The sequence below is a fragment of the Leptolyngbya sp. FACHB-36 genome (assembly GCF_014695955.1).
GTDB lineage: Bacteria > Cyanobacteriota > Cyanobacteriia > Leptolyngbyales > Leptolyngbyaceae > FACHB-36.
In genome coordinates this window covers 1-2,105 of record NZ_JACJPG010000404.1, presented here as the reverse complement: position 1 = coordinate 2,105, position 2,105 = coordinate 1, and the positions used below count along the sequence as shown (strand labels likewise).

General features: G+C 56.8%; 2 protein-coding genes. One reads left to right on the top strand and one right to left on the bottom strand.

Going from position 1 to position 2,105, the window contains the following annotated elements; translation table 11 throughout:
• Positions 1–99: 99 nt before the first annotated feature.
• The gene (purE, locus tag H6F43_RS11340; RefSeq protein WP_190342873.1) at positions 100–621 is read left to right on the top strand and encodes a 5-(carboxyamino)imidazole ribonucleotide mutase; all 522 of its coding nucleotides are present in this window, start codon (positions 100–102) and stop codon (positions 619–621) included.
• Between the two features lie 35 nt (positions 622–656).
• Here purE and H6F43_RS11335 read toward each other — a convergent pair.
• The coding region (locus tag H6F43_RS11335; RefSeq protein WP_190342872.1) for a bifunctional aminoglycoside phosphotransferase/ATP-binding protein at positions 657–2,105 on the bottom strand (1,449 nt) is incomplete at its 5' end.

Sequence of the window (2,105 nt, the reverse complement as noted above, 5' to 3'; positions counted from 1 at the left end):
TCGTAGCCGAGTAATCGAGCATTCCGAATTGTTAGGTCATTCATTGTGCGATCGCCCATCGCGTAAAATCAAAACTCCTGACTTACCATTCATTCCCCTATGACTTCTCCGTTAGTTGGCATCATCATGGGCAGCGACTCCGATCTTCCCACGATGCAGGGCGCGATCGCCGTGTGCGAAGAATTTGGCGTCTCATGTGACGTTGGCATCGTTTCTGCCCATCGCACGCCTGATCGCATGGTGGACTATGCCAAACAGGCGCACCAGCGCGGACTCAAGATAATTATTGCTGGAGCAGGCGGAGCGGCTCACCTGCCCGGAATGGTGGCCTCGCTGACGCCGCTACCTGTAATTGGTGTGCCCGTTGCCAGTCGCCACTTACAGGGTGTGGACTCGCTGTACTCGATCGTCCAGATGCCAGCGGGAATTCCGGTAGCAACGGTGGCGATCGGCAATGCCCGCAACGCTGGACTGTTAGCTGTGCAAATTCTGGCGAGTCATGACGCCGCCCTGCTGGAAAAGGTGCAGCAGTACCGCCAGAGTCTTGCCCAGATGGTGCTGGACAAGCAGGCGAAACTGGATGAAGTAGGCTATCAGCGCTATCTGGAGAATCCGCTTTGAGCCGAATTGGCACAACATTCGATTCAGCAACGCCTTCATCTCTGGAGAGGGCTAAGCTGTGCGGCTAGATCTTGCGTTGTATCGACAGAGATCACATAAGGCTGTTCGGCATCGCTGAATGAGTCGAACTGCTGCTGGGCAAGCACATCCACTGTGGCGTCAGAAATGTCTCCGGTGCGATCGCCCACTCGCGCCCGCAACACTTCTGGTGGCGCAGTGCAGTACAGAATGTGCAGCGGCAGACCGTGCGCCTGTGCATCGTCGATCGCCGCCTGTCGCAGCAGTTGGCGATCGTACTTGGCATCCAGAATCACCGTGTAGCCCTGAGCGGCAAGCGTGACGCCCAACTGACGTAGGCGATCGTACGTTTGCTGCGTCATTTCTGGCGTATACAGCTCTGATCCGCCGCGATCGTCCAGCGGCACGCCTGCCAAGTGCTTCCGGACGGCATCCGATCGTAAATGCACCGCCCCCACTCGTTTTGCTAACTCGCGTGCGGTCGTACTCTTGCCAGAACCAGACAAACCCGACATCAAAATCAAGCGACCTGACTGCGATCGCGTGTACTCCCAGGACAAGCGGTAGTACTGGGCAGCCGTTTCTGTCGCTTCCTGCTTTACCGCGTCGGGCACGGTGGGATTGTCCAGCAGAAACGAGGTGACTTTTGCCCGGACGTAGGACTGACGGCTAAGATACAGCGGCAGCACCTGCAACCCTTCCCAATCGCCCATTTGCTCCAGGTAAGCGTTAAGGAAGCGATTGCTCAGGTCGTGGCGATCGCGCACGTCCAGGTCCATGACGATGTAGGCAATGTCAAACATCGTATCGACGAAGCGAAACGGCTCGTTGAACTCGATGCAGTCGAACAGCAAAATCTGGTCGTTCCACAAAGCAATGTTCCGCAGGTGCACATCTCCATGGCACTCGCGAATCCAGTCGTGCTTGACGCGATCGACAAATAGCGCCTCCTGCTCAGCAAACAGCCGATCGGTGTACTGCTTTGTCTCGTCGAACTGCGTCTGCGTCTGAGGTCCGCCGATGTAGTGCTCGGTTTGCTCGTAGTTTTCGTCGATCGCCTCCCGAATCTGCGACACCTGCCCAAAGCCGCGAATGTAGTCGTTTGTGACGGCTTTGCGATGAAACTGAGCGAGGACGTGCGCCAGTCGCTCTAGCAAACTCTCGGTGAGTTCGCCGCGCTCGAATAGCTCCGTGAACAGCGTTCCTGACGGAAACTGCCGCATCTTGACCGCAAATTCTACCGCATCACCGCTGCCGCCTAGGTGAAACTGCTCCCCGGTCTGCGTCAGCGGAACCACGTCCAGATACAGCTCTGCGGCTCCACGCCCGTTCAGCCGCAGTTCTTCCTGGCAAAAGTGCTGTCGCTTCTCTAAGGTGGAGAAGTCCAAAAAGCCGTAGTTGACGGGCTTTTTGACTTTGTAGGCGTAGTTGCCCGTTAGCAGCACGTAGGAGACGTGGGTTTGGAT